This window comes from Arthrobacter sp. D5-1 (genome assembly GCF_017357425.1).
GTDB lineage: Bacteria > Actinomycetota > Actinomycetes > Actinomycetales > Micrococcaceae > Arthrobacter.
The window spans coordinates 420,257-446,838 of the sequence record NZ_CP014571.1; the positions used below are offsets into that span (position 1 = coordinate 420,257).

Consider the following 26,582-nt stretch of genomic DNA (forward strand, 5'->3'; position numbering starts at 1 on the left):
CTAACCCCTCGGCGAGGAAATTAGCGCCATGATCTCCGTTTGGTAAGCCTGCGAGGACGTCATCGATCCCCGGAACCAGCACAGTGCGTGAACTGACGGATCGCCCGGGACCACCATGGGCCTGAGATTGTCCACCGTGGATCCCTCCGTGATGGCTTCCCATGTCCAGCCGGCACCTGAATCGGACGTGACGCCCCGGTAGATCTCGTAGTGCGCAGTGGTGGCGCCCGTCCGCGGATCCACAGGTGTGGAGATGTAGACGCGGTTCAGGTCATGGGGGTCCACGGCGCCCAGCCCGGTGTAGTCCTGCTCGTGCGGCAGGAGGCCGGGGCCGGCGACGGCGAGCGGATGAAGCTCCCAGCGCACGCCATCGAAGCGCGCGTACAGCAGGCGGTGATCGTCGACGTCGAGCATTTGCTCCCGCTGCAGCGGACCGTTGACGTCGTTGGCCCGGCAGGTGACGATGGCCGCAAGTTCCGTGCCCTGCCGGCGCAGGTCAGTAGTCCAGCCGTGGGTGAGGACGTCGCCGTCGAGCGTTGTTCCGGCTTCGAAAACTGTGGTGAGGACTGACTGGTTGATGCCCGCCGAGCCGGTCAACGGCCTGCTGACCACGTTCCCCGCGGCGTCGTGGAGAGCGTCGTTCTGGAGATAGCCGTGGTAGATGCTGTTGTTGAAATCGCGTGGATGGTGGTCCGTGGTGATGAGGTCGATCCGGTCCGTGCCGTTGCTGACATACCGGGTGTACCCGTTGACGTAGCCGATCTTGGGGCGGGTGAAGAGCTTGCCGCCGAAGGTCCAGGTGCTGCCGTGGTCATCCGAGATCATCAGCGTGGGATCGTCGTTGATGGCCCGGACAAAGTTGTAGACCCGGTCTTCCTCGCGCAGATGATGCAGGTTGGAGTAGGTGGCGCCACGGCCGTCGGCCAGTTCGGTCCAATCGAAGTGCTGCTCCGGCTCCCATTCAGAGGCGTCGTGAGGGCGTGTAGAAATCCGCCAACGTGAGTAATTGTCCGTCTTGTGCTTGGCGTACATCGCCACGTAGCGACCATCCGCCCGGATCAGGAGGGCCGGGGCATTGTGGTCATCGGACTCCAGCCGCCCATGGAGCACATGGACGCGGCTCCGGCCGGTGGCGAGGTCCAAGACCGCCACCTCGATGTTCCCGCCACGTTCGGCACCCCCTGGACCTTCCGGAGCGGCGACCGAACCCACCAGCATGGTGTTGTTCGCGGGGTCTATCAGTGCACGTTCGTCCTGGAACCAGCACCAAGCGCCGTTGTTGTTGAGGAGTAGTGGCACGTGCAGTGATGGGACGGTGTTGACCATGGGAATCCTCTGCGGCTTTGCATCGTTTCAATTCCAGTGTGGGTACTAGTCTAGGCGCATGACGACTCGAGCCAACGAACTCACTGCCCTGGTGACAGGTGCCACCGCCGGGCTCGGTGCGGAATTCGCCCGACAACTTGCTGAAGCCGGACACCACCTGGTCCTGGTGGCCCGCGACGAACAGCGCCTGAAAGAAACGGCCGAAGCGCTCGAACGCGACTTCAGTATCTCGGCGGAGGTCCTTTCCGCTGACCTGACCACCGACGTCGGAGTTACAGCGGTGGCGGACCGCTTGCGGGATGCTGCGCGGCCCGTGGATGTCCTGGTCAACAATGCCGGCATCGGGCTGTTGAAGTCGTTCGAAAGGAATGACCTGGACGAAGAAAAGCGCCATCTGCGGCTCCACGTCCAGACGCCCATGGAACTGTGCCACGCGGCGTTGGAAGTCATGCTCGCCCGCGGCAAGGGCCGAATCATCAACGTCGCCAGCGTGGCGGCGTTTGCCAACAGGGGCACCTACTCGGCGGCCAAGGCATGGCAGGTGACATTCAGCCGGTGGGCGAACATCACCTACGCCAAGTCCGGCGTTCAGGTCACTGCCGTATGCCCGGGTTTCACGCATACCGAATTCCATGACCGTATGGGAATGGACAAGTCAGTGGCTCCCCGTTTCCTGTGGCTCACAGCCGAGCGCGTGGTGCGTGAAGGGCTGGAGGACAACGCCAAAGGCAAAGGTGTTTCCATTCCGACGCGCAGGTACAAAGTGGTCAGCTTCTTCGCACGTGTCCTGCCGGCAAAACTGACGTCGGGCCCGCCACGGCGTCCGCTGGAGCCGTAAGGCTGCCAAAGTGTTCACTTGGGGGGCTTCCGGATTTAGGCTGGGGCTGGAGTGTGGCACCGGGCGCGGCTGCCGCACGGGGGGTACAGCAGCGTGGCCCCGCAAACAGGGCCTTACGAAGGTCTCGTTGATCCGTGTACGAATGCCGTGTCCGAAACGGGCAGCAGCATGGGCGGAACAGCACCGGCGGACAGCAACGGGCGCCACGGAACAGGCTTCGGCGGAGACGGCAATGGTGCCGTGGCTGACAGCGACATGGATTTGGTCCTTCAGGTTCGCGCAGGCCATCGGACTGCGTTCGAGGTGCTCTTCGAGCGGCACCAAGGGGTGGCGCGGAAGGTAGCAGCGGCGCAGGTGAACAACTTTGCAGACGTTGACGACGTCGTGGCAGACGCTTTCACGTCCGTTTACCAAAGCATCACCGCGGGGAAGGGGCCCGACACTTTCTTCCGCGCCTACCTGCTGACAGCCGTGCGGCGTTTTGCCTATCAAACCAATCGGGGGGCGTCGCGTACCCGCCCTACTGCTGAGTCGTTCGTGTTGGATTCAGCGGTGTTCCATGATGATCCTGCCGTGGCCCACTTCGAATCCAGGGCCGTTACCCAAGCGTTTCGTTCCCTCCCTGAACGGTGGCAGGAAGTCCTTTGGTATGTAGACATTGAGGGGCTGAAACCCGCTGCGGTTTCGCCGCTGATTGGCTTGACCCCCAATGGGGTTTCCGCCTTGGCGCTCCGTGCGAGGGAACGCCTGCGCCAGGTGTACCTGCAGAACCACATCACGTCATCCACTGGAGATAGCTGCGAAGAATACTCAACACAGTTGGGTGCGTACTCCCGCGATGGGCTGAGGAGGCGCAGCCAGGACAGGGTGCGGGCACATCTTGAGGGCTGTCCCAAGTGCACTGCCTTGCTGCTTGACCTCAACGATGTGCAATCGGCCATGCGGGCTGTGGTCTTCCCGTTGGTAGCAGGAGCAGCGTTTACCTCCGTCTTCCCTGCGCTTGCGGCCGTGGGCGCCGGAACAGGGGTGGGCGCCGGCTTGGTGCATGGCATGCCGCACAGGGAGATGGCCTTCTTCTTGAAGGTAGGCGCTGGAGTGATGGCCGTGGCAGCAGTGTCGGTGGGCGCAGCCGTAGCGTTGAGTGGCGCAGGGTCAAACACAGCTGAGGTACCAGTGGCGGAGGTATCTCCTACTCCTCGAGGGCAAGTTTCTTACGGTCCTGATCCAGCCGCCCCGGGAGCCGGGGAGCAGGATCAGCCTCAATTTCCGGCCCCCAATGCGCCCTCGAGCGGAGCGGTAGAGAAGCCTGCCGTGTTTCCGTTTCCCGTACCAACGAAACCAGCGCCCAGCGGGTTTCCAGCCCCCTCGCCGTCCTGGAAGAACCCACTGTTTCCGACGTTCGCACCGACGGGGCCGCCGACCCTCCCTGCACTGGTTCCGCTCCCGGGCGCAACCCCGACCCCAAGCCCAACTTCGACACAAACGCCCACGGCCACGCCAAGTCCAACTTCCACGGCCACGCCCAGCCCTAGTTCCACCGCCACGCCATCACCGGCGCCCGCTGTAACAGCCACGTTCCGTGCTGTACCAGGGACCACGGCCTCGGACACCAACATCACCATCACCTTCACACTTCAGCCCGGGCCGGTGCCCTCCAATGCGGAAGTTGTGTTCGCAATTTCTGCCGGCGCGGACATGATCCCGGGAAAACTGATCGAACCGGCAGGCTGGAACTGTTCGTCGGATGACGCTGCCACCAGGCAATTCCGGTGCAGCAGCAATGCTGTTGACCCTGATGCGTTGGAATTCTTGCTGGGCGTCTCCAAACAGGACGAAGGGGAAACAACCACCCTTGATTACCAATTCAGCGGCACCGGTATTGAGACGGCCACATTCTCCAACACCTTCTAGGGAACATTGACTGGACTCCAGTGCGGGGGGACCGGGTGAGGATGACACTTCAACCTGGTCGTCCAGAACTGACAGCTACTGCAGCACGCGACTCCGTGGAGCCCGCACCAGCACCGCCACCGCGATGCCCACCACCGCTCCCACGAAAGTCTCGATGGCACGCTCCATCACCAGTACGCCCGGATCCACGGGGGCCGCGAGTTGGGCGATCAGCAGGATCACGGGAGTGAAGAACACCATGGCCCACCCGTAGTGCCGCGCCATGAAGAGCTCGGTAGGGAACTGGCACAGGACCACCAGCACGGCCAACACCACGGCGGTGTGGCCCGGGAAGTACTGGAGCGGCGACAGCGGGCTGGGGAAAAGTACGACGGCGACCACCGCCAACCCGAGGAACGTCCCCACGATGCGGTGGATGCCCCGGTGGACGCGGCTGGGGAGATCGGCGCCAGCGAGGGGTACGGCCGCGGCGGCCATGGCCCAGTGCGGATGGCCGCTGCCGCTGAGGATTCCGATGGCCCCGGCCACGCTGACAGCAAGGGCATACCGCGCAGCATGAACCATGGCCGCCTGGACCAATGGTCCCTGCCGGAGGGGGCCGCGGAGAACGGGAACGTCGCGGACGGCGCCGGACTCCCACCCACGGTGCCGGAACCACCCGGCGAAGCCAACCAGCAGCGACAAGGCGGCGGACGCAGCCCCGATGAGCACCGCCGTCGTGAGTGGGACGTTGGTTGGCACCGAAGCGCAGGCGCCCAGCGCGAGGATGCCAAAGAACGGGCCGATGGGCTTGAGGCGGACGGCATCCGCATACAGGGATCCAGCTCCGGCGAACAGGGTGGCCACCAGCACCAGCCACCACGAGTGGATGTGGTGGACGGAAAGGAACACCCCGATGGTCAGCCCACCCACCAGGAACAGGGCGGCCTGGGCTTGGTGCTTGAGCCTGAGCTGATGCGTTTCGTTGCGTCCGTACATCCCTGTCAGCGCACCGAACACGGCGTACATCATGAGGTCCGGGCGGCCGATGAGAATGAGGAACAGTCCCGGGACTGCGACGCTCAGGGCAACACGGACGGCGGAGAGGCGATCGTTGTTGGCCGGGCCCAGCCGATGGAGTTCACGGGCATGGGCGATGATTGCGGGCACGGGGGAACACCACCAATCATCGAGGGACTCCCTTGAAAATTATCAGGATGGCCAACTGTGCCGCCATAAGCCCGGTCACAAGCCGTAGCGAGATGGGGCACACGGAGCCGGGAAGGTCTGGGAAGATCAAGGTATGCCCGTCGCTTTCGTCTGCCGCACCCGCTCCTCCATGCCGCCGCAGGAGTTGTTCGATCTCTCCCGCAACATCGATGCCCATGTGGGATCGATGACCAAGAGCCGCGAGAAGGCAGTGGACGGGGTCACCACTGGTTTGATCTCCGAAGGCGAGACCGTCACCTGGCAGGCCTGGCACCTCGGAGTCCGGTTCCGCATGACCAGCCGCATCACGCAGATGGAGGCGCCGGCGTCGTTCTCGGATGAACAGGTGAAGGGCCCCTTCAAGTACCTCCGCCACACGCATGAGTTTCGGCCGGACGGCAGCGGGACGCTCATGGTGGACACCATCGAATTCGCTGCCCCCTTCGGACCGTTGGGCCGCTTGGTGGAGAAGCTGGTCCTGGGCCGCTACATGCAAAACCTGATCGAGAAGCGCAACGAATTCCTGGTGGCCCAGGCACCCCCGGCACTGGACGCCCGGCAATGATCAGGCTCGCGCATGCGGACGATCTCCTGATTCTGCAGGACATCGAGCGTGCCGCGGGCCAGGCGTTCCGGGCGTTGGGAATGGATTCAGTCGCGGACGACGAGCCACTCTCCACCAATGAGCTGCAGGGTTACGCCGCAGCGGGCCGGGCCTGGGTTTCCGTCGACGGGCTCGACTACCCGGTGGCGTACCTCTTGGCTGATGTCGTTGACGAGGCCGGGCATGTGGAACAGGTCAGCGTCCATCCGGACTACGCGCACCAAGGCCTGGGCCGCGAGCTCCTGCATGCCGCCCGCGTATGGACCCGCGGCCATGGAATGCAGCGCCAAACCCTGAGCACCTTCCGGGATGTGCCATGGAACGCTCCGTACTACCGCCGCCTTGGCTTCGAGGTGCTCGACGCCGGCAGCTGGGGTCCGCAGTTGACCCGCCTGATGGAGCACGAGGCTGGGCTGGGCCTGACCCGTTGGCCGCGGGTAGCGATGTGGCGTCCAGCTGTCCCGCCCAGGTAGCCCCGGCACCGTCAGTCCGCTACCAGCTCCACCTCATAGCTGTCCGTGTTGAGCAGGTAGGCAGCGTAGTGGTCCGGGCCGCCGGCGTGCGGGTATTTGGACTCGAACATTTCGTACCAGCCTGCATCCGCGCCGAGCGCCCTGATCCGGTCCACATTTTCGCGTGTGCCTGCGTGGAAGGCCACATGATTGACCCCCGGATCAGTGCGGCGGTGGGTTGTTGCAGTGGCGGCATCCGTCTGCTCCACCACAACGTAGGTGCCGCCAAGCTTCCAACTGCACCCCGTGGGCCACTCCTGGAAGGGCTGGTAGCCGAGCTCGCCCAGCAACCAGCCCCACTCTTCCCTTGCCCTCTCAAGGAACGGCACCCAGATCTCCAGGTGGTGGATGGACCCCTTGGGTTTTGGGGATTCCGAAGCAACCTCACGCATGCGCCGAGTCTACGAGGTCCGCGCGCGTTCCACATCGGCTGCGCTCGCCGAGTCGCCACGGGCCCGGAGTCCCGCGATGACTCCGTCAACATCAGCCGGAGTACGGTTCTGGCTGAGTTTCGTCTTCGCTTCCACCCGGGTGATGACGAGTTCGACGCCGACAATCGCCTTTAGCTGACCGGCAATGAACCGTTCGGGTGCTTCGTCAACGGTCCAGGGTTTGGGCATGCCGGCCTCATGCTGGTTCGACAGGCGCCGCACGTGCCGGCCCAACCATTCGGCGTCGTCGTGGATCACCAGTTCACCGTAGACGTGGGCCGTGGAGTAGTTCCAGGTGGGCACCACCCGTCCGTGCGCCGCTTTGGAGGCGTACCAGGACGGAGAAATGTAGGCATCGTTGCCTTGCACGATCATGAGAGCCTCACCGACAGCAGCTGAAGACCACTGGGTGTTGTTGCGGGCCATGTGCGCGTGCAGTGCACCGTGCTCACCGATCGAGGGTTCGTAGACGAACGGCAGGAGGGTGGCAAGCAACCCGTCCTCTGTCATGGTCACGAGGTTGGCTGCTCCGGCGTGCCGGAGCAGCGACTCGACGGTGTCGGGGGAGGGGGCAAAGTGTGCTGGTGTGTACATGGTTTTCCTACTTCCTTAGCCTGACGCGGACAGCGGCTCCGGCGCAAAGGATCACTGCGAGGCCACCCACCACGGTGGTCCACGTCAGCGGTTCGCCCAGGAGAAGGCCGGCCCACGCGATGGTCATCACGGGTTGGACGAGTTGGATCTGGCTGACCTGCGCCATGGGCCCGATGGCCAGGCCGCGGTACCAGGCGAAGAAGCCGAGGAACATGCTCACCACACCGAGGTAGGCGAAGGACAACCACTGGAGCGGTGTGGCTTGTGGCATGCCGGAGCCCAGGGAAACGAGGGTCAACAGGATCATGGCGGGAGCAGCCACCACCAGCGCCCACGAGATGGTTTGCCAGGAGCCGAGCTCCCGGGCCAGCAATCCACCTTCCGCATAGCCAATGGCTGCAGCAACCACGGCTCCGAGCAGCAGGAGGTCGGCCCAATGAAGCGAGCCAAAACCACCGGATTGAACCAAGGCAAACACGAGGGCAGCAACGACGCCCACGGCCGTGAGGATCCAGAAGAGGAGCCGTGGACGCTCGCGCCCGCGCAGTACCGCCACGGTGGCCGTGGCCGCAGGCAGCAGGGCGATGACGATTGCCCCGTGGCTCGCGGAGGTACTGGTCAGAGCGAAGGTAGTCAGCAGGGGGAACCCCGCCACAATTCCGCCGGCTACCACCGCCAGGCGGATCCACTGCGTGCCGCGCGGAAACCGTTGCCGGGTGAAGGCCAGGGCGAGTGCGGCAAGAAGGGCGGCAACCACGGCCCGGCCCGCTCCGATGAACAAGGGGGACATGCCTTCCACAGCTACTCGGGTGAGCGGAACGGTGAAAGAGAAGGCGACGACGCCGAGGAGGCCCCACCAGATTCCGGTCGAAGTCCGGGTGGATACCACTGGCCGCGAAAGTGTAGTAGCGCTACTATTAGGACTCATGAACAACGATAGCAGTTCTCGGATTGTCTCGCGAGTAAAAGAATGGATCGCAAGCGCTGCCCCGGGGGCCAAACTGCCATCAACGCGCCAACTCGTGGCCGAGTATCAGGCCAGTCCGGTTACAGTGCAGAAAGCGCTGCGGACACTCACGGCGCAGGGGCTGATTGAAAGCCGTCCCGGGGTCGGAACTTTCGTGCGGGCCTACCGCACTGCGCGGCCCTCCGACTACGGCTGGCAAACAGCCGCCTTGCGGTCAGCCCAGGCCGCGCGGCCCCTGAACTCTGCCGCGATGCGGAGCGCTACCAATGACGTCATCGCGTTCCACTCCGGTTACCCTTCCCGCGAACTGTTGCCCGAGAGGCTTGTTCGAGCCGCGCTGACAAGGGCCGCCAGGGGAGATGCCGCCCTGTCCCGGCCGCCGGCGCAGGGCTTGCCCGAACTCCAGACCTGGTTCGCACAGGAACTCAGTACCTCAACCCCGGTGGGCGTGACTCCGCCCCAGCCGAGCGACGTCGTGATTCTGCCCGGCAGCCAAAGCGGGCTCAGCTCCATTTTCCGGGGACTGGTGGGACACGGACAGCCGCTGCTGGTGGAGTCGCCCAGTTACTGGGGCGCGCTGCTGGCAGCGGGCCAGGCAGGCGTCAATGTCATTCCTGTCCCCAGCGGCCCGGAGGGGCCTGACCCGGATGAGCTGGAGAGGGCCTTTGAAGAATCCGGAGCGCGGATGTTCTACGCGCAACCCAACTTCGCGAATCCCACGGGAGCGCAATGGTCGGCGGAACGGGGCGAGGAAGTCCTGCGGATCGTCCAGCGGCACGGAGCTTTCCTCGTGGAGGATGACTGGGCGCACGACTTCGGCATCACCGCACCGTCGGTCCCGCTCGCTGCCAAGGACGACTCCGGCCACGTGGTCTACATCCGTTCCCTGACCAAGAGCGTTTCCCCGTCCATCCGCGTCGCAGCGATCATCGCCCGGGGACCGGCGCGCGAACGAATCATGGGCGCGCAGGCCGCCGAATCCATGTACGTCAGTGGGGTGCTTCAGGCGGCAGCGCTCGACGTCGTCACCCAGCCCGGGTGGCAAACGCACCTTCGCGGACTCAGCCACCAGCTGCAGTCACGCCGCGACCTCTTGGTCACCAGCCTCCGCGAGCACGTCCCGCAAGCGCACCTCAGCCACCTGCCCAAGGGTGGCTTGAATCTGTGGCTGCGAATGCCGGACGGGTTCGACGTCGAACGTCTCACCAAGGATTGTGAGGCATCCGGGGTGCTCATTGCCGCCGGCACGGAGTGGTTCCCCGCGGAACCGGAGGGACCCTACATTCGGCTCAACTACGCCGGCCCCAACCCGGGTGGTTTCCCTGAAGGTGCCAGGATCATCGGCGAGGCCGTCAAAGGCTTGCTGCAATCCTGAGGCGGGCACCGCCGTCGTGCCCTCTTAACAGCCGTAGCCACCAACCTCAAGGAGAGCGCCTTGGGGGTGGTGGCTACGGTGGGCGGCAAGCTGCCGCGAACTATCTGAATCGCTTGCAGTAGTCGTCACTGCGCAGAAGTTGCAGGCAAAGAGTTCCTAAGCGGGGGTCAGGTCCTTGTTGCCTTTGCCGAACACTGCGTCATCAATGGGCTGGCCGTCGAACGGCATCTCGTCCAGGTTGATGAGCGGGTTGGTGTCCTGGGTTGCTACAAGCTCGCGTGCTTCAGCCTGGGTGTCCACGCTGGGCATGGAGCCCGGCAGGGGACGCTGGGCGGATTCACGGAGGAAGTAGATGGCGATGGCGCCCACGATGGATGTGGCCATCAGGTAGTACGCCGGCATCATGTCATCGCCGGTGCCCTCGATCAGGCCCTGGACGATGAACGGCGTGGTTCCGCCGAAGATCGCCACCGAGAAGTTGTACGCGATGCCCATTCCGCCATAGCGGCTGGACGTCGGGAACAGTGCCGGCAGGGCCGAGGCCAGGTTGGCGATGTAGAACGTCACAGGGAAAGCGATCAGGGCAAGGCCGGCCAGCGTGGACCAGATCTCGCCAATGCCGATCAGCATGAATGCAGGTACCGAGAAGACGATGGTGCTGCCTGCGCCTACCCACAGCACCGGACGGCGTCCGATGCGGTCAGAGAGCTTGCCGGTCAGTGGAATACAAACAGCCATGATCACCAGGACAGGGATGGTCAGCAGGGTGCCGTGGACGGGGTCGTAGCCCTTGGAATCCGTGAGGTACGTGGGCATGTAGGAGGTTAGGGCGTAGCCAACAGTGTTGGCAGCTGCTGCCAGGATCATGGCCAGCACGATCTGGCGCCAGTAGGCCTTGACGATTCCGATGGGTCCCTTGGCGACTGCAGCGTCCTGTGACGCTGCATCCTTGGCAGAGGCCTCCTGGGCGTCCAGGGTGGCCTGGAACTGGGGGGATTCCTCGATCTTGCTACGGAAGTACACCGCGATGAGGCCCAGCGGACCAGCGATCAGGAACGGAATCCTCCAGCCCCACTCCTCCATGGCGGCCTGTCCCAGCGTGAGCTGCAGGACCGAAACCAGGGCGGCGCCGAGGGCGAAGCCAATGTAGCTGCCCATATCAAGGAAGCTGGCAAAGTAGCCGCGGCGCTTGTCCGGGGCGTACTCGCTGACAAAGGTGGTGGCACCGGCGTACTCGCCACCGGTGGAGAAGCCCTGGATGAGCTTCAGGATGACCAGCAACGCGGCGGCCCAGATGCCGATCTGCGCATAGCCGGGAAGGAGGCCGACGGCGAACGTACTTGCCGCCATCAGCATCAGTGTTGCTGCGAGCACCTTCTGTCGGCCAACCTTGTCGCCAAGCCAACCGAACACCACGCCACCGAGGGGGCGTGCGATGAAGGTTGCGGCGAAGGTGCCCAGAAGGAAGAGTGTTTGGACGGACTTGTCTGCTTCCGGCAGGAAGACAGGGCCCATGGTGGTGATGAGGTAGCCGAACACGCCGACGTCGTACCATTCCATGGTGTTGCCGACGATCGTGCCGCCGAGTGCTTTGCGCAGCATCGGCTTGTTCACCACGTTGACGTCGGACTCTTTGAGCCGGCGCTTCGGGCGAAGCTTCGTTTTCTTCGTTGCGTTCTTTACTGCATCTGTGGCGGCCGGGGTTGGGCCTGCCAATACCTGGTTCCCGGTGGCGTTCCTTGCGCCATCCGGAGAGACGGTGTTGCTTTGGTCTGTGGGCATTTGGGCTTCTCCTAGGGAGGTCATTTGCTTGCGACTTCTGCTGCCCCGCTCTGGGCAGGCCTTCAATTTTACGGGGTTTCGGCGGAAAACCCGAGTTGAGATCGGATTTTTGGGCCGTTTGAGGGTGCAATTTGCCTAGGTGTGTTGCATCTCATTGCCCGTTCTTGCCCCGTAATCATGCGGATCCCGGCCTGTTTTTGCCCTCCGGAGCACCTTGTTACCAAATTGTTTAGCTGAGCCCACTTAACGGGCCCGATTCGGGCCTAAAAGCTGATGGATCAGGTGATCCGAGGACCAGCGCAGCGTCGAGATCCTCGTCTGAAACCACCCTGGGAAGCAGGCCGGCCCCCGCCATAATCCCGGCCGTCCCGGACGCCTGTGTTTCCGACGTTTCCACCAACAGCGACCCACCCGGCGCCAGCCACTCAGCCGCCCCCTCGGCAACCCGACGCTGGACAGCCAAACCGTCAGCGCCGCCGTCGAGCGCCACCAGCGGCTCGTGAAGCCGCGCCTCCGGCGGCATCATGCTGATGGAGTCCGTGGGAACATACGGCGCGTTCGCGAGCAGCACGTCCACACGCCCCAGTAGTTCACGGGGGAGTGCGGCATAAAGATCGCCCTGATGGACCATTCCGCCACGGGGCTCAACGTTGCGGCGTGCGCAGTGGACTGCAGCGGGGTCGATGTCCGCCGCGTGCAGTTCGCAGCTCCCCAGAAGGTCGCTCACGGCCGCACCTATTGCCCCCGAACCGCAGCAGAGATCGACGACGACGGCACCTGGCTTGGCGATCAGGGCCGCCCGGCGCACCAGGAACTCCGTCCGGCGCCGCGGAACGAACACGCCGGGCTGCACAGCCATGCGCGTCCCGCAAAACTCTGTCCAGCCCACAATGTGCTCAAGAGGCTGTCCACTGACTCTCTGTTCCACCATGCGGTTGAGCTCGTCCGGATGGTTGGCGGCCTCCAGGAGGAGGCGGGCCTCGTCCTCCGCGAAAACGCAGCCCGCTGCACGAAGTGTGGTGGCGATGGATGCTCTCCGGGTCACGTTTGCCATGCTAGCCGAGGAAGACTGGTGGGCCGGAAGGTGGATTGGACGTCGGATTGGAAGTCGCTGCAGGTGAGGGGTTCACAAATCCGCCGGGACTTGGTTAGGGTATGAAGCATGGGAACACTGATTTTTGAGTAGACCGGCCTCTGCCCGTAACGGCACAGCCGCGTTTCATCTGACAAAAATCCACGCCTGTTGAGGCCCTGCCTCCATGCCGTTCCCGTTCTCGACGCCTTTTTCCCGAACCGCAACGACATGGGATACGTGTCTCTTCAGGACTCAGACTTAAGGAGTCCACGAATGACTGCCAACCCTTCCGAAAACAACACCCCCGAGACCCCATCACCGGGAAGCTCAGCCAAAACTCCGGTATCCGGCGGCATCAAGTCCAAGCTGACCGATGCCCAGAAGGCCATGCTGGCCAGCAAATCCGGGGGCGGTGCACCGGCCGGCTGGCAGAGCACCGGCAAGGGGCACAAGCCCACCTCGGCCAGCGGCAAGCAGGCTAAGACCGAGAAGAAGGTCCGCTGGTAAAACCTGCGGACAGGCACACTGGAAAGGAAGAACCATGACTGCGAACTACGATTCCGAACGCATCAATCCTGAGGTTGCAAGCCACTTGGTGGAGTCCATGGACATGGCCCCGATGCCCGAGCCGACCACCATCGCCGTTGCACTTGGCGGTGACCAGGGCAGGCAGTGGCCGGACGGTAACGGTAAACGCCGCCACCCGAAGGAGCGCGACCAAGCCCACGGCCGCATGGGCCAAGGGGCAGCTGTGACGGCCATCCACAGGACCAGCCGCCCGCAAATGCCGCACTCCTCCTAGCGTTACCCGCACGGCACCACCCCTGCGTAGCCAGCCCAACTGAGTAACAGCAAACGTCCTACTGAACCTTCAATAGAGCGTTATCTGCGACTCAGTTGGGCTGGCTGACGTCTGAAGGGGACTTGTCCGGGCGCCAGCCGCGCCACACGGGGTGCCGTAGCCGGCCGGGTCCCGTCCATTCTCCGAAGGTCACCTCAGCCACCAGCCCAGGGCTGACCCATGTGGCACCTGCCGCGTCCTCACGGGGGATGTCGGCAAAGGGAGAGGCGCTCACCACGTGGGGCTCCAGCTTCTCCATAATGTCCCGCAGCTGCCAATCCTTGAACCCGCTTCCAACCCTGCCCACATAGTGCAGCTTGTCGCCGTCCGGGATGCCCAACAAGAGGGAACCGAACGTTCCGCTTCGGGCACCTGCGCCGGGACGCCAGCCACCGACCACCACCTCTTGGCTCTGCTCCAGCTTGAGCTTGAGCCAGGACCTGCTGCGGCGCCCAATGACGTAGCGGCTGTCGGCCTTCTTCGCCATCACACCTTCCAGGCCAAGCTCAGCGGCGCTGGCCATGAGGTCGTCCACGTCGTGATCCAGGACGGCAGACAAATGCAGCGGGCAGCCTTTGCGCAGGCGCTCCGCAAACCCCGAAAGCCTCTCGCGGCGATCACGGAACGGCAGCCCGCTCAGGTCCGTGCCGCCGTCGTAAAGAAGGTCGAACAGCATGAGCTGAACCGGCACAGCTGCCCGTGCCCGCTCAATGTCTGCGGTTTTGACCAGGTTCATCCGCTGCTGCAGCCGCCCGAAATCCGGCCTGTTCCCTTTGCCGAGCGCCACGATTTCGCCGTCAGCCACGAAGTTTCCGTCGGGCCAACAGCTACGGTCAGTGAGCTCCGGGTAAGTTGCTGTGAGGTTGTTTCCGTTCCGGCTCATGAGCCGGATTTCCCCCTCGGTGCCCGTGATGATGGCGCGGATCCCGTCCCATTTCAGCTCATACAGCCAACCGTCGCCGCGGAGATCGTCCGTGGTCCCCGAGGTGGCCAGCATGGGGGCGTAGTTCGGTACGGGTTGGGGTGCGGCCGGCCCGGCAGGCGGTTGGGCCGGTGAGGGCTTCGCAGGGCTGGCCGGTACGCCCTTCCGCGCTCCAGGCTGCTCCTTCATCAGGTGAATCAGCCAGTTCTGACCCGTGTTGATCAGCGCGAACCGTTTGGTACCGCCGAGGCCGCCGCCAGGCTCGCCAGTCAGTGTGGCAATGACTTCCTTGCCGTCACGCCATTTCTCGCACGTATACTCGCCGCGGTCCCAAATGGTCATGGTCCCTGCCCCGTACTCGCCCTTGGGGATGACGCCGGAGAAGGTCGCGTACTCCATGGGGTGGTCTTCCGTATGCACGGCCAGATTGTTCCGGTCGGGCGTTTCCGGCACGCCGCGGGGCAGGGCCCACGACGCCAGGACGCCGTTGTGCTCCAACCGCAGGTCCAGATGGTAGCGGCGCGCGTGGTGCTCCTGGATCACAAAGATACCGCCGGGTGGCGGCGGGTCGCCTGGTTTTGGCTGGTCAGATGACGAGGTGCCGGCTTGCTGGGAGGCGTTGGCAGCCGACGACGAGGGAAACGGCTCCGGGGTCCTGCCCGGATCGCGCATCCCAACGTACTTGGCGAGACGGCTTTCCACTGTCACCACGCGTTCCCTGGCGGCGCCGCTGCCCGAACCGCCTGCGGCAGCACCGTCGTCGTCCTTCTCATCCTCGCCGTGGGGTGGAAGGTGCCGCCTGGAAATCGGCGCGAAGTGGTCTTTGCCCGTCTTGACACGCTTCATCACGGCCAGAAAGTCCAAGTGCTCCAGCGACGCGGAGTTGAGTTCACGCCACGTACGCGGTGCTGCCACGGTAGGGCGCGCCTTGCCGCGGAGTGAGTAGGGAACGATGGTGGTTTTGTTCCCGCTGTTCTGGCTCCAGTCCACCAGCACCTTGCCGTGGCGGAGGGACTTTTTCATGTCGCTGACCACCAGTTCGGGGTGGTCGGACTCCAGTGCGCGGGCAAGCTCTTTGGCGAAGGCGGACACCTGCTCGGACTTCAGGGTCCCATCGAGGCCAGTGTAGAGGTGGATGCCTTTACTGCCGCTGGTGACGGGGACAGGGTCCATGCCCATGTCCTGCAGGATGGAACGGGCCAGCTTGGCCACCTCAACGCACTCTGGCAGTCCCGCCCCGGGACCGGGGTCAAGGTCCAGGACCAAGCGGTCGGGGCGGAGCGGTTTCCCTGAAGGGTCCACTTGCCACTGCGGAACGTGGATTTCCAGCGAGGCGATCTGGGCCATCCACGTCAGCGTGGCCAGGTTGTTGACCATGGGGTAAACGTTGGCGTGGTCCGAATGCTGAATGGCGGCACGGGGAATCCACCGGGGTGCGGAGTCCTCAAGGTTTTTCTGGAAGAACACCTGCCCGGGATCCTCAGCAGTGCCCACTCCGTTGACCCACCGCTTCCGGGTCACCGGCCTGTTGGCCGCCGCGGGAATGAGGAAAGGAGCGACGGCGGCGTAGTACTCCAGCACTTCGGCCTTGGTGGTCCCGGTTTCCGGGTAGATGATTTTCCCCAGGTTGGTGAGGGTGAGTTCGTGGCCTTCCACGTTCACGCGCTCCTGTTGTTTGCCTGCCACCTCTTCTCCTCTGCTGTGTTGTGCTGTTGACTGGGTGCATGAGGGCCATCTGGAAGGGATCTATCGCGTTCGGTCTGGTCAACGTACCAGTGAAGCTCTACAGTGCCACGGAGGATCACGATATTAGCCTGCACCAAGTCCACAACAAGGACGGCGGGCGTATTCGGTACCAGCGCAAATGCGAAATTTGTGGCGACGTTGTGGCGTACGAGGACATTGACAAGGCCTACGAAGAAGAGGGCCGCACCGTTGTCCTGACGTCCGCGGAATTGAAGTCGTTGCCGGAGGAGAACAGCCGCGAAATTGAGGTGGTGGAGTTCATCCCCGCCGAGCAACTGGACCCCATCATGTATGAACGCAGCTATTTCCTGGAGCCGGATTCCAAATCGCCCAAGGCTTACATGTTGCTGAGGCAGACGTTGGAGGACACGGACAGGATTGCCATTGTCCAGTACGCGCTGCGGCAGAAGACCCGTTTGGGTGCGCTGCGGGTTCGGGGTGATGTGCTGCTGCTGCAGGCATTGCTGTGGGGCGACGAAGTCCGTGAAGCCAAATTCCCCTCCCTTGAGAGCGACATCAAGATTTCGGACAAGGAACTGGAGATGTCTTCCGCCCTGGTGGAATCCATGGCTCATGACTTTGATCCCGATGAGTACACCGATGACTACCAGGTGCAGTTGAAGACGTTGATCGAGGCCAAGCTGGACAAGGGTGAGGCGCTGGACACTGAGGCCACATTCGGCGTTGTTGAGGGCGAAGGAGAAGGCGGCGACGTCATCGACCTCATGGAGGCCCTCAAGCGCAGCCTGGACAAGAAGCGCGGCAAGGAAAAAGCGGACGACGACGGCGCTGCCGCCGCCAAAACTGCCAGCAAGCCAAAGGCGCGGGCCAAGAAAAAGGCCTGAACCGGCGTCGTCATCTGTTTTCTCTTGGCTTTAGTGATTCCGCAACGTGGAAATGAACTTGGTTTTCTTCTTGTGTGAACAGCGTTTGGGGAAAAGTTCCTCGGAGGGCTTTCAACCGCTGGAATTCTTCTTTCCTGGTACGGTTCCTTTGTCCTTATCGGCTAGGTGCCCGTCTCGTAGTGCGGCTCTGCCACGGGCTTTGATTCCGGCGAGCCCCTCTCTCGAAGGTACACAGAAGCGCCCACCAAAACGGCTACGGCCAGGAACTCGCTTTGCCAGTTTTGGAAGGACTCAAACCAGAATTGGCTGGAACCGATGTACTCCCAAGTGGAGACCTCCGGGAGACCATGGCTGAGCTGTTCGTCGTTGTAAGCGGCCGCACCGCCTACGGCGTGCAGGGTGAAGGAGAGCAGGAAAAGAAGGCCCAGCAGGCCAGACAACGAGTGCTCGTAGACCTTCAGAACCCAACCGCCCCGCCTGACCGGCCATGGGGTCTTGGCGGACATTTTGGCATCGCGGGGATCCTCGTCCTGGGGTGCGTCCTTATCCACAGGTTTGGATTCCGAGGAGCCGCGCTGGAACAGGAAAACCGTCAGGACCACATACATGGCCATCTGAAGGAACTCCGATTCCCAGTTCTCAAAAATCGCTTCCCAGAAGCTGCCTGATGTCAGAAAATCCGATACACCGGTTGCCGGCCCACCGTGTGCTTGCTGTTCCTCGCTGTGATTGGCAGCTCCTGAGAGGATCATTCCTCCGAGGAAGACGACGAACAGGCCTGCATTGACCAGCAGCAAGCCGTGGTCCTTGACCCAGTGACGCGGGGGCTTGGTATCGTTGCCGGAACTGTGGTTGTGCTTGGCGGGTCGCAGCATCCCACTCACTCTTCCTTTGCCGTCCCGTTGTTGCCACTGCCGTTCCGGACGGCCCGGCGGTGCAGCCACAGCGGCGTTCCCACCACCAGGAGCAGCAGCACCAGGACGATGAATCCGGCTGCAACAAGCCCGGCGGTCCGTCCAGCGGTAAAGTCGAAAACCAGAGTGGCGGAGCCAACAATCAACAAGGCCACGCCGGCCAGCGCCCACTTGGTCACAACGTCGGCGCTGGAGACCAAGGTGGCCTTGAGTCCCCTGCGGAACAGGCGGCGATGAACACTGACGGGCAGCACAATCAGGACGGTGGTCAGCGCTGCCACCATCACGTTGAACAGGTACAGGCTCCGCTGCCAGTCGTCCAGGAGTTCGAATCGTTCCTGAAAGGGGAGCGTGAGCAGGAAGCCGCCAAGGATTTGCACCCCCGTTTGGAGAACCCGTAACTCCTGGATCAATTCCATCCAGTTGCGGTCCATCCGTTCCTCGGTGGACTCGTTCCTGCCGATTCTGGGAGCCTGCTCCGGCTCAACCATCTATGCACCTCCGTGGTGGTTTCTGTGGACGCCGACCAAGCACCGGACTACGGTCGGAACTGTCAGCATTCCTCGATTTCTTTATCGGGCCCTCGCCGGATTTTCAAGGAGGAACAATGAGTCAGGACGATCACCGGGTAGACCCAGACAACGAACCCGGGGGTTACGGAACGCCTACCCCCGAACAGGAAATGCCTGGCGAGGGAGATCAACGCGAGACTCCGGAGCGGCCCGCTCAGGGGGTGCCTGACGCTCCCGGCGACGAGTTCCCGACGCCAAAGGACCCTGATGCTGCCCCGCCGCCCCCGGCCACCGGTGATGGCCCGGTCCGGGAGTAGTCCAGGGCGGGCGTTGCTGCGGCGTGGGACCGGCTCGGCGCTGGAAATGGTTCGGCGTGGAGAGCAGGAACGCCGGAGGCACTGCCTCCGGCGTTCGACCCTGTCCCGTCTAGACCGTATGTCCCCTGCGGCCCGACATAAAGCTCAGCAGCCAGCCAATTGCTGCGACGACGAGGAGGACGACGCCTACCCACAGAAGCCAGCTCAGTGCTTCGGTAAAGCCGCCTACCAAGAGAAGAACAATTGCTACTACACCAGCAATGATCAGAAGTGTATTCATGGTCAGCACATTCCTTTCTGGGGGAATCTTTGACTAATGTCGCCGGTTCCCAACTATGCATTCCGATTACTTCGATTGAGTTATGCCGGTACTTGGAGGCGTTCCGCCGCCTCAAAGTGCCTTTGCCGTTATTGCCTGCCGGCGGTCCTCCGGAGTGCGGGTTCGCCAGTCGTGAACACTAACTGTTCCCATTGTACTACTAAGCTTCCTTATGAAAGGCTTATTGAAGTCGTCACCTGATGATTGGGCAGTTGCCACAGATAACTTTGTGGCACGTTTTAGGCTCACATGAACGTCTATGAGAGGAACACATGAAAGCGTCACAGCAGCTTGCAGACAACCTTCAGATCGTCCTGACAGACCTTATTGAGCTACAGCTTCAAGGCAAGCAGGCGCACTGGAACATAGTGGGGCCAAACTTCCGCGACCTTCACCTCCAGCTGGACGAGCTGGTAGTTGCCACGCGCGAATTCGCTGACGACACCGCCGAGCGTATGAGGGCCCTCCACGCCCTGCCTGATGGCCGTAGTGCGACCATCGCCAAGGGCACGCGTCTGGAGGAGTTCCCGGCAGGCCTGGTCAACACCAAGAATGCGGTCAAGCTGGTCACTGACCGCGTGGAGCGTGCTGTCCAGACAATGCGCGATGTCCATGACGAAGTGGATGAGGAAGACCCCACGACGGCGGACCTGCTGCACGCATTCATCTCCCGCCTTGAGCAGCTGGTGTGGATGATCAACGCCGAAATCATGAACGCCGGCGCTGCAGTGACGGATCCGGACGAGGCCTAGAACTCAACGGGCCGGGCCGATCACGAGTAGGGCGGAAGAACTGTGCCACGACTTAAGCGCACTGACCTGTCCAAGCCCGGCATCGTCCGCCGTAAGGTGGGAAAAGGGTTCAGCTACCGGCACCCCGACGGGAGCCTGGTCAGCAAAGAGGATCGCCAGCGCATCAATGCGCTGGCGATCCCGCCTGCATGGACCGATGTGTGGATCAGTCCTTTCGAGAATGGGCACATCCTTGCCACGGGCGTCGATGATGCAGGGCGCAGCCAGTACATTTACCACCCCACGTGGCGGGAGCGGAAGGACACCGAGAAGTTCATTCGGGCCGCCAAGCTGGGACTGGTCCTGCCGGCGATCCGGCGCAACGTCACCGTCCACCTTCAGAACACCGAAGATCCGCGGCAACAGACCCTCGCCGCGGCAGTGCGGCTGATGGACCTCGGCGCCCTTCGGGTTGGCTCCGAGGTCTACATGAAGCAAAACGGCTCCTATGGGCTCACCACGCTTCGATGCCGTCATGCCCGGGTGGAAGGGCATGATGTCTTCCTGAAGTTCCCGGGCAAAAGCGGACAACTGTGGGACAAGTCAATCCGCGACCCCGCCTTGGCCGCCTTTTTGGAACCGCTGGCCGAGCGCCCCGGCAAGGAACGCCTGCTGGCTTACCTCTCGGAGGGAACGTGGGTCTCCGTGGACGCGTCCATGATCAATGAGTATCTCCGGGGTATCTCAGGGGAGGCGTACACCTCCAAGGATTTCAGGACATGGAAGGGCACTGCTGCCGCTGCCCTCTGCCTCATCAAGTCCGGACACAAGGGAACCCCCAGGCAAGCCATTGTGCGGGCCATCAAGGAGGCCTCGGAACTCCTGGGCAACACCCCCTCGGTGGCGCGCTCATCCTATGTGGATCCGCGGATTATCGAGGCCTACCTCTCCGGAGAACTGAAGGACTTGAAGCCCACGGAAGCATCGATCGCGGCCTACCTGAATGGCGAAACGCCGAAGATGCAGCCAGAGGTGGCCGCCAAGTCCTGACGTCGGCCGCTCGAGCGCATTTTATGAGTACACTCGTACTAATAAAGCTCGGCCGGAAAAACGTTGAGGAGCGGTAAATGATCCTGATCGCGATCGTGGTGTGCGAAGTTGCGTTCTGGGTGGCGATCATCGCCGGGCTCGCAGCGCGGTATCTGCTGCGGAAACCCCGCCTTGGCAGCGCTCTCCTGATCCTTGCTCCGGTGATCGATGCTGTCCTGCTTGCCCTGGTGGCAGTCGATCTCCTGGGCGGGGGAACAGCCTCATGGCAGCACGGACTGGCGGCGATCTACATTGGCGTTTCCATCGCGTACGGCAAACGCATGGTGGCATGGGCCGATGCGCACTTCCAACACCGGTTCTCCGGCGGCCCCGCGCCGGAAAAACTCACAGGAACCCGCTACACGGCCAAATGCTGGCGGGATGTCATCCTTACGGCGTTGGCAGTGGTCATCGCCGCGGCCACCCTGGGAGCGATCATTCTGCTGGTCAACGACGCGGAACGAACCTCAGCGCTCTCGGAATTCTTTCGCATTCTGGGAATCATCTTCGCCATCGACTTCCTTTGGGCAGTGAGTTACACGATCTGGCCGAAGAAGGCCGCCCGAGCCGTGCCCGCTGCTGCTTCTTCTTCGCGGTGAAACGCCATGCCCCGGAGAATCGACGCAGAGGCACGCACCGCAGCGATTGCGGAGGCTTCATTACGTGTCCTTGAACGTGATGGGCTCCAGGGCCTGTCTGTGCGCGGGGTTGCGGCGGAAGCGGGCATTGCCGCCGCTTCGTTGCGGCGGGCCTTTGCCACGCAGCATGCCCTCAGGGAGTACTGCCTGCAACTCATTGAGGACCGGGTCACCGCCAGGGTCTCCGCGCTGGAGCTGACCGGCCGCGCGCTGGTTGATGGGTTGCTGCTGCAGTTGCTCCCTCTCGACCAAGAGCGACGCTTGGAACTGGTTGCGCAAGTCCAACTCGGCGTTCTCTCCCTTACCGACAGCGAGCTTCGTCCTGCTGCGACCAGGCTAAGCGACGCAGTAGGGCGCGCATGCCACGCAGCGGTACAAATACTGGCTGAAGCGGGTCAGTTCAACAGCGAGCGTGATCCAGAGTATGAAGCGCAGCGGCTACGTGCCCTTCTTGACGGAATCGCGATGCATGGGCTGTGGAGCGGGGAACTGCCGGAGTCGAGTCAGATGCCCGGCGTGCTCGCTCGCCATCTCGACGAGCTCGCCGATCCATAACCCGTTGTGGCTGCGGACGCCGACAGCCACAAAAAGAGCCTGGCGACACCCGAATCCGGGTGTCGCCAGGCTCTTTGCGCAGCGCTGAGGGTTGCGGGTCCCTACTCGGCGTCGTGGTCCGTTTCCAGGATCTTCACCAGGCTGTCCAGGGCGGCGTCCGCACCTTCACCTTCGGCGCGCAGCACCACCACGTCACCGTGGGAGGCGCCCAGGCTCATCAGGGACAGGATGCTGGCCGCGTCCATGGCGTCATCTGCGGGTTCACCCTGGCGGGCGATGGTGACATCGAGGTCCAGGTCCCCTGCTGCCTCGGCAAAGATGGCTGCGGGGCGGGCGTGGAGGCCGACGCGGCTTGCGATGGTGGCTGTACGTTCTGGCATTGGTGCTCCTTTTGTGAAGGCTGGCGGTTGTGGGAGGTGGCGTTGTGGGAAGTCTAGACCGCTGATGGGTTGAGACGCTTGGGTTTTGGACGCCGGAGTTTTAGACGCTGGCGGTTGCCGGGGTGGCTTCCACTTCCACCGGCTTTTTGACGGCAAAGCGCTTGAGGGCGATGACGGCCAACGCGCTGACCACCATTCCAGCCACGATGGCGATGATGAACATCGGCAGGTTGCCAATGGCGAAGAAGACGAAGAAACCGCCGTGGGGAGCCTGGGAAGTTACTCCCGTGGCCATGCAGAGTGCACCGGTCAGGGCGCCGCCCACCATGCTGGCGGGAATGACCCGCAGGGGGTCTGCTGCAGCGAAGGGAATGGCACCTTCGGAGATGAAGGATGCACCCAGCAGCCAGGCCGCCTTGCCGTTTTCACGCTCGTTGAGGGTGAAGAGCTTCTTGTTCAGGACCGTGGCAAGGGCCATGGCCAGCGGCGGAACCATGCCGGCCGCCATCACTGTGCCCATGATCAGCCACGGAGCCTGGTTGTCTGCGCTGCCCGCGCTCAGGCCGGCAACTGCGAAGGCGTAGGCAACCTTGTTGACCGGACCGCCGAGGTCGAAGCACATCATGAGTCCAAGGATGATGCCGAGAACTACAGCGGAGGCGCCACTCATGCCGGTGAGCCAGTTGTTGAGAGCCACCGTAAGGCCGGCAATGGGACCACCGAGGACCAGGAACATCAAGCCGGACGCGACGATGGAAGCAAGCAGCGGGATGATGACGACGGGCATGAGGCCACGGAGCCAGCGGGGTACCTGCCAGGTTCCGATCAGATGCGCGACGTAGCCGGCCAGGAGGCCGCCGACGATGCCGCCGAGGAACCCTGCGCCCATGAAGCCTGATACAGCACCGGCGACGAAGCCGGGTGCAATACCGGGCCGGTCGGCGATGGCGTAGGCGATGTATCCAGCCAATGCCGGGACCAGGAAGCCCATGGACAGGGCGCCGATCTTGAACAGGACCGCACCAAGGTAGATGGCGAGTCCGCCTTCAGGCAGATTGCCGAAGTTGTTCTCCAGCACCACCTTGTCCGCTACCTCAGTGATGTCGTAGCCGCCCAGCAGGAAGCCGAGGGCAATCAGCAAACCACCGCCGGCCACGAACGGAATCATGTAGCTGACGCCGGTGAGAAGTGCTCGCTTCAGCTTCTGGCCAATGTGTTCACCCTTCTCCTCCTCGGCACGCTCAGCCTGCTCTTCGGCCCCGGCATGGGGAACGCGGCGTGCGCGGGGGTCCTCGGCAGCTGCAAGTGCTTCCTGGACCATCCTGGTGGGTTCGTCGATGCCACGTTTGACGGGAGCGTTGATGACCGGCTTGCCAGCGAAGCGCTCCTTGCCGCGAACATCAACGTCGACGGCGAAGATCACCGCGTCGGCTGCTGCAATCACGGCCGGGTCCAGCGGCTTGGCGCCTGAGGAACCCTGGGTCTCCACCTGCAGGTCCACGCCCATTTCCTTGGCCGCGGCAACCAGCGAGTCAGCAGCCATGTACGTGTGTGCAATACCCGTGGGGCAAGCGGTCACCGCCACAATGCGCTTGGGTGCGGCAGTCGTCGTCGAGCTTTCTGTGGGAGCAGCGGCAGCGGCTGGTGCAGCAGCCGGCTTGTCTGCCAAGGCGCCATCAACCAGTTCAACGATCTCTTCAGGGGAAGACGCCGCACGCAGTGCTGCCGTGAAGTCTTTTTTGATGAGGGACCGGGCCAGCTTGGACAGCAGCTTCAAGTGTTCCTGGTCTGCGCCGTCCGGGGCTGCGATGAAGAAGATCAGGTCTGCCGGGCCGTCCTTGGCGCCGAAGTCCACCTTGCGGGACAGCCGGGCCATGGCCAAAGCAGGCTCCTGGACCGCAGCAGAGCGGCAGTGCGGGATGGCGATGCCGCCGGGGACGCCGGTTGCGGTCTTCTGCTCGCGGGCGAAGGCGTCGGCAAAGAGCCCTTCAACCTCGGAAGCACGGCCGGTGGCGGCAACTTTGCCGGCCAGGACGCGGATGACGTCGGCAGGGGAGTCGCCCAGGTTTTGGTCGAGGGTGACCAATTGGGTTGTGATCAGCTGGGTCACTGTGAGTCCTTCTGGAGGGCCGTGATGGTTACGGCATTGGGGGTTGTCTGGTGGACTGCCGGGACAGTGGAGCCCGGCAGGGAGGCAGCAGCGGCACCATGCGCCACGGCTTGACGAAGGCAGTCCTGCGCGGAGCCGCCTTGGGTTGCAGCCAGCAGGTAGCCGGCCAGTGCAGAGTCCCCGGCGCCTACCGTGCTGACGGCTTTAATGGGCGGATGCGTGGCCAGCCACGCTCCGTCCGCCGTCACCAGGATTGCTCCTTTGGACCCGAGTGTTGCGAGAACGGCGGCTACACCGCTGGCGACGACGGCGGCTGCAGCTTCAGCGGCTTTGGCCGGATCCGCTTCCAGTTCGTCAGCAGTGGAGACGCTGGTGAAACCGGCGGCGGCGGCAAGCTCTGCGAGCTCTTCCGCGTTCGGCTTCAGGAGGTCCGGCTTCCCGGAGGCATCGCCCACCAAAGCCGCCGCAAGCGGCGCCCCGGAGGAGTCAATGGCGATGCTTGGGGAGGCCGTTCCATCCGGGATCGACCGGAGCCGACGGGCGATGGTGGCGTAGAAATCCGCGGGAACTCCTGGTGGGAGCGACCCTGCGAGTACCACCCAGCTGGCGCCGCGGGAGCGTTCCAGCAGCAGCCCGATCAGGGCTTCCTGCTGTTCCTCGCTCAGCTCCGGGCCGGGTTCGTTGATCTTGGTGGTGACGCCGTCCGGTTCGGTGAGGGTGACGTTGCTGCGCAGCGCCTGGCCGATGGGCAGCGCCGCGAATGGCACACCGCCGTCGTGCAGTCCGGAAAGGACCGGGTCCGAATCCGCGCCTGGAAGGACTGCCACGGTGTCGAGGCCGGAGGCCACGAGGGCCCGTGAAACGTTGACGCCCTTTCCGCCCGATTCCTGATGGACGGCCACGGCGCGCTGCACCTCGCCGCGGGCCAGGGCGCCGGGGAGTTCCACCGTGCGGTCCAGGCTGGGGTTGGCGGTCAAGGTGACGATCATGCGATCACCACGTCTACGCCGGCGTCGGCCAAGGCCGCGGCGAGTTCTGCGGATGGTTGGCTGTCTGTAATCAAGGTGTCGACATCCTTCAAGGTGGCGAACTGGACCAGCGTTTCGGAGTCCAGCTTGGAAGAATCGGCCAGGGCCACCACGCGGCGGGCTGAGGTGACGAAAGCGGCTTTTACCGCTGCTTCCTCAGGATCGGGGGTGCTGAGGCCGAAGGTTGCGTGGATGCCGTTGGCGCCCACAAAAGCGATGTCCGGGCGAAGTTTGTACGCGGCTTCCACCGTGGACTGCCCGACGGCGGCTTGCGTCAACCCGCGGACCCGGCCGCCAAGGATCTGCAGTGCTATACCCGGGGTGGAGGAGAGTTTTCCCGCGATGGGAATGGCGTGGGTAATCACCACGAGTTCATCGTTTCCGTTGGCCGCGGGTGTCCGCTGCGCCAGCAGGTCTGCGAGGGTTTCCGTGGTGGAACCTGCGTCCAGCAGGATGCTGCCTGTTGTGGGCTCCGGGATCAGAGCGAGGGCGGCGTTTGCGATGCGGAGTTTCTCCACCTGCCGCTGTACCGCCCGTTCAAGGATACTTTCCTCGCGGGTGCTCAGGCGGTCGGAAGGTACCGCGCCACCATGGACGCGGCGCAGGTTCCCGGAGACTTCGAGGGCCGCGAGGTCGCGGCGGATTGTCTCAGTGGTGATGCTGAAACGGTCGGCAAGGTCTGTGACGCTCACCCGTCCGCGCTCTGCGACGAGTGCGGAGATCAGTTGCTGGCGTTCTTCGGCGAACACTTACCCTCCATTGCGGTCAAGCCAGGTCTTCAGGACGGCCACTTCAGTGACTGCTGTCACAACGATGTGGAATTGCTTGACTCTATCTTTGTTTATGTTGGTTAGTCAAGAGAAATCAACATAAACAAAGATCGCTGGAGGTATCCGTTTCGTCCCCGGGCACGGCAAAGGGCATGCCGCGCTCCCTGTAGCGCGACATGCCCTCGTGCGGATCCTGACTGGGGGATTTTGCCAGGATCCGGTCTGTGGACGTGACCGGTTGTTGCCTGCCCGTGCGGAGGTG

28 protein-coding genes are annotated in these 26,582 nt (G+C 63.3%); 13 read left to right on the forward strand and 15 right to left on the reverse strand.

What is annotated here, in order from left to right; all coding sequences use genetic code 11:
• Positions 1-1,326, reverse strand: coding sequence for a BNR-4 repeat-containing protein (locus AYX22_RS02020; RefSeq protein WP_207595881.1), 1,326 nt, complete (start codon positions 1,324-1,326; stop codon positions 1-3).
• A gap of 58 nt (positions 1,327-1,384) precedes the next feature.
• Between AYX22_RS02020 and AYX22_RS02025 the strand changes: the two genes are divergently transcribed.
• Both AYX22_RS02025 and AYX22_RS24285 read left to right on the forward strand, forming a co-directional pair.
• On the forward strand, positions 1,385-2,164 hold the full coding sequence (locus AYX22_RS02025; RefSeq protein ID WP_207595882.1) for an SDR family NAD(P)-dependent oxidoreductase: 780 nt from the start codon (positions 1,385-1,387) through the stop codon (positions 2,162-2,164).
• 168 nt (positions 2,165-2,332) lie between these two features.
• Positions 2,333-4,075 (forward strand): sigma-70 family RNA polymerase sigma factor, encoded by a 1,743-nt coding sequence (locus tag AYX22_RS24285; protein ID WP_278251947.1) that lies wholly within the window; start codon positions 2,333-2,335, stop codon positions 4,073-4,075.
• 75 nt (positions 4,076-4,150) lie between these two features.
• Here the strand turns inward: AYX22_RS24285 and AYX22_RS02035 are convergent, their stop codons facing one another.
• On the reverse strand, positions 4,151-5,224 hold the full coding sequence (locus AYX22_RS02035) for an FUSC family protein (protein WP_207595883.1): 1,074 nt from the start codon (positions 5,222-5,224) through the stop codon (positions 4,151-4,153).
• 133 nt (positions 5,225-5,357) lie between these two features.
• Between AYX22_RS02035 and AYX22_RS02040 the strand changes: the two genes are divergently transcribed.
• Together AYX22_RS02040 and AYX22_RS02045 are read left to right on the forward strand one after the other, a co-directional pair.
• Positions 5,358-5,828 (forward strand): SRPBCC family protein, encoded by a 471-nt coding sequence (locus AYX22_RS02040; RefSeq protein ID WP_207595884.1) that lies wholly within the window; start codon positions 5,358-5,360, stop codon positions 5,826-5,828.
• A complete protein-coding gene (locus tag AYX22_RS02045) occupies positions 5,825-6,340 on the forward strand; it encodes a GNAT family N-acetyltransferase (protein WP_207595885.1) in 516 nt (171 codons plus the stop codon). Before AYX22_RS02040 ends, AYX22_RS02045 begins: the two co-directional genes overlap by 4 nt.
• 11 nt (positions 6,341-6,351) lie before the next feature.
• Here AYX22_RS02045 and AYX22_RS02050 read toward each other — a convergent pair whose 3' ends face one another.
• Genes AYX22_RS02050 through AYX22_RS02060 form a run of 3 tightly spaced genes read right to left on the reverse strand, consistent with a single transcriptional unit; the run spans position 6,352 to position 8,332 of the window.
• The gene (locus tag AYX22_RS02050) at positions 6,352-6,771 is read right to left on the reverse strand and encodes a VOC family protein (RefSeq protein WP_207595886.1); all 420 of its coding nucleotides are present in this window, start codon (positions 6,769-6,771) and stop codon (positions 6,352-6,354) included.
• A gap of 9 nt (positions 6,772-6,780) precedes the next feature.
• Complete coding sequence (locus AYX22_RS02055; protein WP_207595887.1) at positions 6,781-7,404, reverse strand: FMN-binding negative transcriptional regulator; 624 nt, start codon at positions 7,402-7,404, stop codon at positions 6,781-6,783.
• Between the two features lie 7 nt (positions 7,405-7,411).
• Positions 7,412-8,332 (reverse strand): DMT family transporter, encoded by a 921-nt coding sequence (locus AYX22_RS02060; protein ID WP_207595888.1) that lies wholly within the window; start codon positions 8,330-8,332, stop codon positions 7,412-7,414.
• Between AYX22_RS02060 and AYX22_RS02065 the strand changes: the two genes are divergently transcribed.
• Positions 8,331-9,746 carry a PLP-dependent aminotransferase family protein gene (locus tag AYX22_RS02065; RefSeq protein ID WP_207595889.1) on the forward strand — a complete coding sequence of 472 codons (1,416 nt, stop codon included), beginning with the start codon at positions 8,331-8,333 and terminating at the stop codon, positions 9,744-9,746. The genes AYX22_RS02060 and AYX22_RS02065 overlap by 2 nt on opposite strands.
• A gap of 156 nt (positions 9,747-9,902) precedes the next feature.
• Here AYX22_RS02065 and AYX22_RS02070 read toward each other — a convergent pair whose 3' ends face one another.
• Positions 9,903-11,528, reverse strand: a complete 1,626-nt coding sequence (locus AYX22_RS02070; RefSeq protein WP_207595890.1) for an MFS transporter — start codon at positions 11,526-11,528, stop codon at positions 9,903-9,905.
• A 229-nt stretch (positions 11,529-11,757) separates the two neighbouring features.
• A complete protein-coding gene (locus tag AYX22_RS02075) occupies positions 11,758-12,573 on the reverse strand; it encodes a putative protein N(5)-glutamine methyltransferase (protein WP_242703482.1) in 816 nt (271 codons plus the stop codon).
• A 303-nt stretch (positions 12,574-12,876) separates the two neighbouring features.
• Here AYX22_RS02075 and AYX22_RS02080 point away from each other — a divergent pair, with 303 nt between their 5' ends.
• Together AYX22_RS02080 and AYX22_RS02085 are read left to right on the forward strand one after the other, a co-directional pair.
• Positions 12,877-13,110 carry a hypothetical protein gene (locus tag AYX22_RS02080; protein WP_207595895.1) on the forward strand — a complete coding sequence of 78 codons (234 nt, stop codon included), beginning with the start codon at positions 12,877-12,879 and terminating at the stop codon, positions 13,108-13,110.
• Between the two features lie 34 nt (positions 13,111-13,144).
• Positions 13,145-13,405 carry a hypothetical protein gene (locus tag AYX22_RS02085; protein WP_207595896.1) on the forward strand — a complete coding sequence of 87 codons (261 nt, stop codon included), beginning with the start codon at positions 13,145-13,147 and terminating at the stop codon, positions 13,403-13,405.
• A 91-nt stretch (positions 13,406-13,496) separates the two neighbouring features.
• On the opposite strand, the gene AYX22_RS02090 is transcribed toward AYX22_RS02085, so the two are convergent.
• Positions 13,497-16,052 (reverse strand): ATP-dependent DNA ligase, encoded by a 2,556-nt coding sequence (locus tag AYX22_RS02090; RefSeq protein ID WP_207595898.1) that lies wholly within the window; start codon positions 16,050-16,052, stop codon positions 13,497-13,499.
• A gap of 38 nt (positions 16,053-16,090) precedes the next feature.
• Here AYX22_RS02090 and AYX22_RS02095 point away from each other — a divergent pair, with 38 nt between their 5' ends.
• Positions 16,091-16,957, forward strand: coding sequence for a Ku protein (locus AYX22_RS02095; RefSeq protein ID WP_207595905.1), 867 nt, complete (start codon positions 16,091-16,093; stop codon positions 16,955-16,957).
• Positions 16,958-17,118: 161 nt separating this feature from the next.
• Here AYX22_RS02095 and AYX22_RS02100 read toward each other — a convergent pair whose 3' ends face one another.
• Together AYX22_RS02100 and AYX22_RS02105 are read right to left on the reverse strand one after the other, a co-directional pair.
• A complete protein-coding gene (locus AYX22_RS02100; RefSeq protein ID WP_207595906.1) occupies positions 17,119-17,832 on the reverse strand; it encodes a DUF6766 family protein in 714 nt (237 codons plus the stop codon).
• A 5-nt stretch (positions 17,833-17,837) separates the two neighbouring features.
• A complete protein-coding gene (locus AYX22_RS02105) occupies positions 17,838-18,362 on the reverse strand; it encodes a DUF6328 family protein (RefSeq protein ID WP_207595908.1) in 525 nt (174 codons plus the stop codon).
• 116 nt (positions 18,363-18,478) lie between these two features.
• Between AYX22_RS02105 and AYX22_RS02110 the strand changes: the two genes are divergently transcribed.
• The gene (locus AYX22_RS02110; protein ID WP_207595910.1) at positions 18,479-18,700 is read left to right on the forward strand and encodes a hypothetical protein; all 222 of its coding nucleotides are present in this window, start codon (positions 18,479-18,481) and stop codon (positions 18,698-18,700) included.
• A gap of 109 nt (positions 18,701-18,809) precedes the next feature.
• On the opposite strand, the gene AYX22_RS02115 is transcribed toward AYX22_RS02110, so the two are convergent.
• A complete protein-coding gene (locus AYX22_RS02115) occupies positions 18,810-18,980 on the reverse strand; it encodes a hypothetical protein (RefSeq protein WP_207595912.1) in 171 nt (56 codons plus the stop codon).
• Between the two features lie 311 nt (positions 18,981-19,291).
• Between AYX22_RS02115 and AYX22_RS02120 the strand changes: the two genes are divergently transcribed.
• The 4 genes from AYX22_RS02120 (at position 19,292) to AYX22_RS02135 (ending at position 22,032) form a co-directional block, all read left to right on the forward strand.
• A complete protein-coding gene (locus tag AYX22_RS02120) occupies positions 19,292-19,771 on the forward strand; it encodes a DNA starvation/stationary phase protection protein (RefSeq protein WP_024819119.1) in 480 nt (159 codons plus the stop codon).
• Between the two features lie 42 nt (positions 19,772-19,813).
• Positions 19,814-20,800: a DNA topoisomerase IB gene (locus tag AYX22_RS02125; protein ID WP_207595914.1), complete on the forward strand. Its 987-nt coding sequence runs from the start codon at positions 19,814-19,816 to the stop codon at positions 20,798-20,800.
• 77 nt (positions 20,801-20,877) lie between these two features.
• Positions 20,878-21,438, forward strand: coding sequence for a hypothetical protein (locus AYX22_RS02130; RefSeq protein WP_207595915.1), 561 nt, complete (start codon positions 20,878-20,880; stop codon positions 21,436-21,438).
• Between the two features lie 6 nt (positions 21,439-21,444).
• On the forward strand, positions 21,445-22,032 hold the full coding sequence (locus AYX22_RS02135) for a TetR family transcriptional regulator C-terminal domain-containing protein (protein WP_207595917.1): 588 nt from the start codon (positions 21,445-21,447) through the stop codon (positions 22,030-22,032).
• Positions 22,033-22,133: 101 nt separating this feature from the next.
• On the opposite strand, the gene AYX22_RS02140 is transcribed toward AYX22_RS02135, so the two are convergent.
• The 4 genes from AYX22_RS02140 to AYX22_RS02155 form a co-directional block, all read right to left on the reverse strand.
• Positions 22,134-22,412, reverse strand: coding sequence for an HPr family phosphocarrier protein (locus AYX22_RS02140; protein ID WP_017197107.1), 279 nt, complete (start codon positions 22,410-22,412; stop codon positions 22,134-22,136).
• A gap of 100 nt (positions 22,413-22,512) precedes the next feature.
• Positions 22,513-24,522, reverse strand: coding sequence for a fructose-specific PTS transporter subunit EIIC (locus AYX22_RS02145; RefSeq protein ID WP_207595919.1), 2,010 nt, complete (start codon positions 24,520-24,522; stop codon positions 22,513-22,515).
• On the reverse strand, positions 24,519-25,511 hold the full coding sequence (locus tag AYX22_RS02150) for a hexose kinase (protein WP_207595921.1): 993 nt from the start codon (positions 25,509-25,511) through the stop codon (positions 24,519-24,521). Before AYX22_RS02150 ends, AYX22_RS02145 begins: the two co-directional genes overlap by 4 nt.
• Positions 25,508-26,299 carry a DeoR/GlpR family DNA-binding transcription regulator gene (locus AYX22_RS02155; RefSeq protein ID WP_207595922.1) on the reverse strand — a complete coding sequence of 264 codons (792 nt, stop codon included), beginning with the start codon at positions 26,297-26,299 and terminating at the stop codon, positions 25,508-25,510. The genes AYX22_RS02150 and AYX22_RS02155 overlap by 4 nt, the downstream gene beginning before the upstream one ends.
• Between the last annotated feature and the right edge of the window lie 283 nt (positions 26,300-26,582).

Excerpts from the sequence above, each read along its gene's own strand:
- AYX22_RS02020 (WP_207595881.1), bottom strand. The coding sequence starts at position 1,326 with ATGGTCAACACCGTCCCATCACTGCACGTGCCACTACTCCTCAACAAC.
- AYX22_RS02025 (WP_207595882.1), top strand. The coding sequence starts at position 1,385 with ATGACGACTCGAGCCAACGAACTCACTGCCCTGGTGACAGGTGCCACC.
- AYX22_RS24285 (WP_278251947.1), top strand. The coding sequence starts at position 2,333 with ATGGGCGGAACAGCACCGGCGGACAGCAACGGGCGCCACGGAACAGGC.
- AYX22_RS02040 (WP_207595884.1), top strand. The coding sequence starts at position 5,358 with ATGCCCGTCGCTTTCGTCTGCCGCACCCGCTCCTCCATGCCGCCGCAG.
- AYX22_RS02045 (WP_207595885.1), top strand. The coding sequence starts at position 5,825 with ATGATCAGGCTCGCGCATGCGGACGATCTCCTGATTCTGCAGGACATC.
- AYX22_RS02050 (WP_207595886.1), bottom strand. The coding sequence starts at position 6,771 with ATGCGTGAGGTTGCTTCGGAATCCCCAAAACCCAAGGGGTCCATCCAC.
- AYX22_RS02055 (WP_207595887.1), bottom strand. The coding sequence starts at position 7,404 with ATGTACACACCAGCACACTTTGCCCCCTCCCCCGACACCGTCGAGTCG.
- AYX22_RS02065 (WP_207595889.1), top strand. The coding sequence starts at position 8,331 with ATGAACAACGATAGCAGTTCTCGGATTGTCTCGCGAGTAAAAGAATGG.
- AYX22_RS02060 (WP_207595888.1), bottom strand. The coding sequence starts at position 8,332 with ATGAGTCCTAATAGTAGCGCTACTACACTTTCGCGGCCAGTGGTATCC.
- AYX22_RS02070 (WP_207595890.1), bottom strand. The coding sequence starts at position 11,528 with ATGCCCACAGACCAAAGCAACACCGTCTCTCCGGATGGCGCAAGGAAC.
- AYX22_RS02080 (WP_207595895.1), top strand. The coding sequence starts at position 12,877 with ATGACTGCCAACCCTTCCGAAAACAACACCCCCGAGACCCCATCACCG.
- AYX22_RS02085 (WP_207595896.1), top strand. The coding sequence starts at position 13,145 with ATGACTGCGAACTACGATTCCGAACGCATCAATCCTGAGGTTGCAAGC.
- AYX22_RS02095 (WP_207595905.1), top strand. The coding sequence starts at position 16,091 with ATGAGGGCCATCTGGAAGGGATCTATCGCGTTCGGTCTGGTCAACGTA.
- AYX22_RS02100 (WP_207595906.1), bottom strand. The coding sequence starts at position 17,832 with ATGCTGCGACCCGCCAAGCACAACCACAGTTCCGGCAACGATACCAAG.
- AYX22_RS02105 (WP_207595908.1), bottom strand. The coding sequence starts at position 18,362 with ATGGTTGAGCCGGAGCAGGCTCCCAGAATCGGCAGGAACGAGTCCACC.
- AYX22_RS02110 (WP_207595910.1), top strand. The coding sequence starts at position 18,479 with ATGAGTCAGGACGATCACCGGGTAGACCCAGACAACGAACCCGGGGGT.
- AYX22_RS02115 (WP_207595912.1), bottom strand. The coding sequence starts at position 18,980 with ATGAATACACTTCTGATCATTGCTGGTGTAGTAGCAATTGTTCTTCTC.
- AYX22_RS02120 (WP_024819119.1), top strand. The coding sequence starts at position 19,292 with ATGAAAGCGTCACAGCAGCTTGCAGACAACCTTCAGATCGTCCTGACA.
- AYX22_RS02130 (WP_207595915.1), top strand. The coding sequence starts at position 20,878 with ATGATCCTGATCGCGATCGTGGTGTGCGAAGTTGCGTTCTGGGTGGCG.
- AYX22_RS02135 (WP_207595917.1), top strand. The coding sequence starts at position 21,445 with ATGCCCCGGAGAATCGACGCAGAGGCACGCACCGCAGCGATTGCGGAG.
- AYX22_RS02140 (WP_017197107.1), bottom strand. The coding sequence starts at position 22,412 with ATGCCAGAACGTACAGCCACCATCGCAAGCCGCGTCGGCCTCCACGCC.
- AYX22_RS02150 (WP_207595921.1), bottom strand. The coding sequence starts at position 25,511 with ATGATCGTCACCTTGACCGCCAACCCCAGCCTGGACCGCACGGTGGAA.